3 protein-coding genes, 1 tRNA gene and 1 pseudogene are annotated in these 4,247 nt (G+C 46.7%); 2 read left to right on the plus strand and 3 right to left on the minus strand.

What is annotated here, in order from left to right:
* Nucleotides 1-245: 245 nt before the first annotated feature.
* Together KB557_RS09280 and KB557_RS09285 are read right to left on the minus strand one after the other, a co-directional pair.
* A tRNA-Ser gene (locus KB557_RS09280) sits at nucleotides 246-330 on the minus strand.
* A 21-nt stretch (nucleotides 331-351) separates the two neighbouring features.
* Nucleotides 352-2,223: a ComEC/Rec2 family competence protein gene (locus KB557_RS09285; RefSeq protein ID WP_255133528.1), complete on the minus strand. Its 1,872-nt coding sequence runs from the start codon at nucleotides 2,221-2,223 to the stop codon at nucleotides 352-354.
* An 87-nt stretch (nucleotides 2,224-2,310) separates the two neighbouring features.
* Here KB557_RS09285 and KB557_RS09290 point away from each other — a divergent pair, with 87 nt between their 5' ends.
* Nucleotides 2,311-2,979: a LysM domain-containing protein gene (locus KB557_RS09290; RefSeq protein WP_255133531.1), complete on the plus strand. Its 669-nt coding sequence runs from the start codon at nucleotides 2,311-2,313 to the stop codon at nucleotides 2,977-2,979.
* Here the strand turns inward: KB557_RS09290 and glyQ are convergent.
* The gene (glyQ, locus tag KB557_RS09295; protein ID WP_255133534.1) at nucleotides 2,935-3,804 is read right to left on the minus strand and encodes a glycine--tRNA ligase subunit alpha; all 870 of its coding nucleotides are present in this window, start codon (nucleotides 3,802-3,804) and stop codon (nucleotides 2,935-2,937) included. The genes KB557_RS09290 and glyQ overlap by 45 nt on opposite strands.
* Nucleotides 3,805-3,944: 140 nt before the next feature.
* On the opposite strand from glyQ, the pseudogene KB557_RS09300 reads away from it, so the two are divergent.
* Nucleotides 3,945-4,247, plus strand: a pseudogene (locus KB557_RS09300) (hypothetical protein); the annotation flags it as partial.

Consider the following 4,247-nt stretch of genomic DNA (forward strand, 5'->3'; position numbering starts at 1 on the left):
AATAGCATTGGCAATTAACCTTGCCCGCCGCCTCACGCCGCTTGGGTTTTCTGCCTTGATCTGTACGTCAGTTAAGGTCAACCCCAAATACACCAACACCCCAACATTTTACACCAACATATACACCAACACTTATTTGGCACTACCCAGCATTTTATGAGACCAATCTGGACAACAGGCATTAAAAAACCCAGTCTTTGACTGGGTTGCTAGATTCTCATGGACGTCTCAAAACCCTGATTAAACGGAGAGGGTGGGATTCGAACCCACGGAAGCTTTCACTTCAAACGATTTCGAATCGTTCGCTTTCGACCACTCAGCCACCTCTCCACGGTTCAGAACTTCTGAACATCACCAGCTTAGCGAGCCCCGTTCCCCGGTAAATTGCCATCTGCTTTGGGTGGATGCAGCCTTATTGCGCTTCATCCCGCTTACCCACACTGTCTTCGCTTTTATTGGGATCAGCTCCCGTGCATTTGGTGATCTACCAAGCCAGATTCCATCAAGCTGAGGTAGTTCTGCGTTGCTATTAATTATTGGCTGAGGAAAAATTCCCCAACGTTTCTTACCAAGTTGCAAAATTCCTGCTCCTGGTGAATCCGGCATACTCTGAAAACTCAATCCATCACTGCGCACTAATCCTTGTGGCATCATTTGCACTAATCCGCTGAGCTGCTTCCAACATGAAATTGCATCGGAGGCAACAGGATCTAACAAAACCAACCAATCCAAACGAGCAATCCCTAAACCTTGCTGCAAACGCTTTGCCCTTAAACAACTATATCCACTAGCATCAGTTGTTATTAATGCAGCCCTTGCATGATATCTAGCAATTAATAAACTGCCGGAGGCTTGATGAACTAATAAAAGCTGATCTTGAAATAAACCATACAGTTGCCAAATGCTGGCAACAACTATCGCCATTAAGCCATAAAAGCGCCAGCGATGTAGTGGCAACAGCCAAGGAAACAAACCAAAACTAAAAATTAAAACTAACCATGGCGTAATACGCCCAGTAAATATTAATGCAAGAGGCAATTCAGCGGCTATTTTCACTAATAACAACAAGCCCTGAATTGGAAATTGTAAAAGCCATACCAATGGTGCAAGTAGAGGAGGGAGCACTAAAGCCACCACTGCGCTTGCCATCGATCCAAGTGTTAACACTGATATAAGTGGGCTAGCAAGCAAGTTCGCTGGCACGGCATAAATAGGCACTACACCAAAATGCAAAAGTTGCAGAGGCAAGGTCCACAACCATGCTGCTAGCGGCACCGCAATCAGCGCATGGCAATGTTTTTCCAATCTGGGAGCCGTGAGAATTAAACCAGCGGTGGCAGATGCGCTGAGCTGGAAACCCACGTCCCATAACCATGCTGGCTGCCATAGCAGTAAAAGAAACAAACTAAACATCAGTAAACCCAGAGGTTTACTGCGTTCTTCATTTGTTTTTATCACCAATGCCGCGGCCCCCATAAGCAAAGCCCTTAATACTGAAGGTTGAGGACCCGCCAGTAAGAGAAATAAAGCCATTGCCCCTAACCCTGCCGTTAGCTGTAGAGATGCACTTTTGCCACGCACTAAAGCCATCACTAAACCCAGTAATACAGTGAGATGAAATCCACTTGCAGCTAAGGCGTGGCTAAGCCCTGCCGCCCGAAATTGTTGTTGAAGTTGTTCTGGTAGATCCACAACAGCACTACCCATTAACAATGCCGCTAATAAAGGGCCTGCCTCTGGCCCTGCAGCCTGTTGAAATTTTTTACTTAGATGCTGCCGCAGCCGCAATATGGCAGGTTGTTGTGTATCTAATACCTGCACGCGGGTTACAACTAAACGGCTAAATATTCCTTGTCGCGCCATCCTTTGGCCGCCATCACCAAGCAAAGGATGAACTGCAGAGCTTGGTTTTTGCAATCGACCTTGCACCTGCACCCGCCAACCCTCTTGCCACGGGCCGCAATTGGGCAATATCAGCTCGCTACGGCCGCTATGGGGCAAATCAAGCAGCAAAAGAGACCTGCATCCACTCGGGCTCATTTGCTGCAGGCGCGCGCCCAATCTGCCCTTGAGCGTTAGCTGAGGGGCATCAGCTTGCCAAACAGGATCGAGCAGACCCGGCCGCGGCCAGCGCCACTGCAACCAGGCAATTAAAAGCAAAAACATCAAAAACGCCAGTCCCCATTTGCGATGCAACGGTTTTGAAAGCGGCAAAAAAACCATTTATCCTCTGCAGCGGCCGTTTTAGAAGGTTCCCCCCCTAGACGAGCGCGATGCAACCGATAGCTTGCAAGCTATTAAGTAAAAAAAATGAATCCTTTGGCCCGCTTGGCCCTACTGGCACTCACGTTTAGTCCGATTTCAATGATATGGGCTCAGCCATTAACAACAAATCCCACTATCACGGTGCAAGCTGGCGACACATTGGAGGCTATATCCCGCAAGCGAGGTATTTCTTTAGCCGCATTAATAAAATTAAACCCCACTGTAATTGCAGAACGCTTAGCAATTGGGACGATATTAAAATTACCAACAGCAATAATTAATCAAACACAGGTTTTACCCCCTGAATTAGCAAGCGGAGGTGCAAGTGCAGCGTTATTACTTAGTGCCGCTGAACGAAGAGATCGGGCTCAGCAATTACTTATCGATCCAACTGGCTGGAGATGGTACGGCAATACCGCAGTGGATTGGAAAGGATGGCGCCTCCATGCAGGCGGAGTACGAATTACTTTAGTAAAACCAAATCGGGCAGAGCTTGGAAATATACGTTCTTTAGCAACAGCCGTGGCGGTTCAATGCGACACCTTGAGGCAAACCTGGCGCATTGATGGGCAGTGGGAAGCTTGGAAAATCCCAAGTGGTGGAACCGTTCCAGCCCGGATTGTTTTGGATTTATGCAGCAACACAACAGATGCACCGGCAGTGCCGGTTTTACCTTTGGAGCAGGGGGAAGCCCAAAGCCTCCCGCTCCGCTAACCAAGCCTCAGCTACCTGTTTTGCCAGATGCCTGATGCGGGCGATGATGGCGGTGCGTTCTGTTACCGAAATTACGCCTCTCGCCTCTAATAAATTAAATGTATGGCTGCATTTGAGCACCCAATCTAAAGCGGGGGCAGGCAATGATCTTTCACATAAATCCTTAGCCTCTGCTTCATAAATTTCAAACAATTGCTTCAGACGTTCCGGATTTGATGCTTCGAAGTTATAGGTGCAATTACCTTTTTCAAATGGCAACCAAATATCACCATAGGAATATTTATCATTCCATTTTAAATCCCATAAATTTTCTACATCCTGCAGATACATAGCCAATCTTTCAAGGCCATAGGTGATTTCAATTGATACCGGCCGGCAATCAATCCCTCCACATTGCTGGAAATAAGTGAACTGGGTAACCTCCATACCATCAAGCCACACCTCCCAGCCCACCCCCCAAGCCCCGCGGGGTGGTGATTCCCAATTGTCTTCAACAAAGCGAATGTCGTGCTCTGCTGCTTTAATTCCAAGGGCAGATAAGGATTCAAGATAGGTTTCTTGAATGCCGTTAGGCGATGGCTTGATCAACACTTGATATTGAAAATAGTGCTGAGCGCGATTTGGGTTATCGCCATAACGACCATCAGTTGGCCTTCTGCATGGTTCTGGATAAGCAACCGCCCAGGGTTCTGGACCAATTGCTCGTAACACCGTATGGGGATTCATGGTTCCCGCTCCTTTCTCAGTGTCGTATGGCTGCAGGATCAAACATCCCTGCTGAGCCCAGAAACGGTTGAGGGTTTGAATAATGTCTTGAAATTGCATTGGGCTGCATACCTCTAAAGCAACGATACTCAGCAATCACACAGTGGATTTGCTTTCAGCAAGATCAAGCGGCTCCTTGCAAGCAGTGGGAGAACTACTAAAGTAAATTGAAAATAAATTGAGATCAGTCTCTCATTAAGATGTTAAAAATTTATCGCAATCAAATAATCGTGGGAATAATATTACTTATAAATCCGTTATTTCAACTTCAGCTATACGCGGATGAATCAGCACCCTTAGAACAAGCAGCTCCATGGTTTAGCTTACAAAACAATTTAGATTTACCTGATTGGTTTCAATTTAGCCTGCAAACACAAGCAGAACCAATGCTTAACCCCAGTGGTGGCACAAAGCAAACTAGAAATTGGATACAACAAACTGTTGGCTCAATTGCGATCGGCTCCGGCCTCAAAAAAGAAACAAAGCTCTGGAGCGAAATAGAT

This window comes from Synechococcus sp. Cruz CV12-2-Slac-r (assembly GCF_024346075.1).
Lineage (GTDB): Bacteria > Cyanobacteriota > Cyanobacteriia > PCC-6307 > Cyanobiaceae > Synechococcus_D.

Bases quoted from the DNA above. Each gene is read 5' to 3' on its own strand.
- KB557_RS09285 (WP_255133528.1), bottom strand. From the start codon at position 2,223: ATGGTTTTTTTGCCGCTTTCAAAACCGTTGCATCGCAAATGGGGACTG.
- KB557_RS09290 (WP_255133531.1), top strand. From the start codon at position 2,311: ATGAATCCTTTGGCCCGCTTGGCCCTACTGGCACTCACGTTTAGTCCG.
- glyQ (WP_255133534.1), bottom strand. From the start codon at position 3,804: ATGCAATTTCAAGACATTATTCAAACCCTCAACCGTTTCTGGGCTCAG.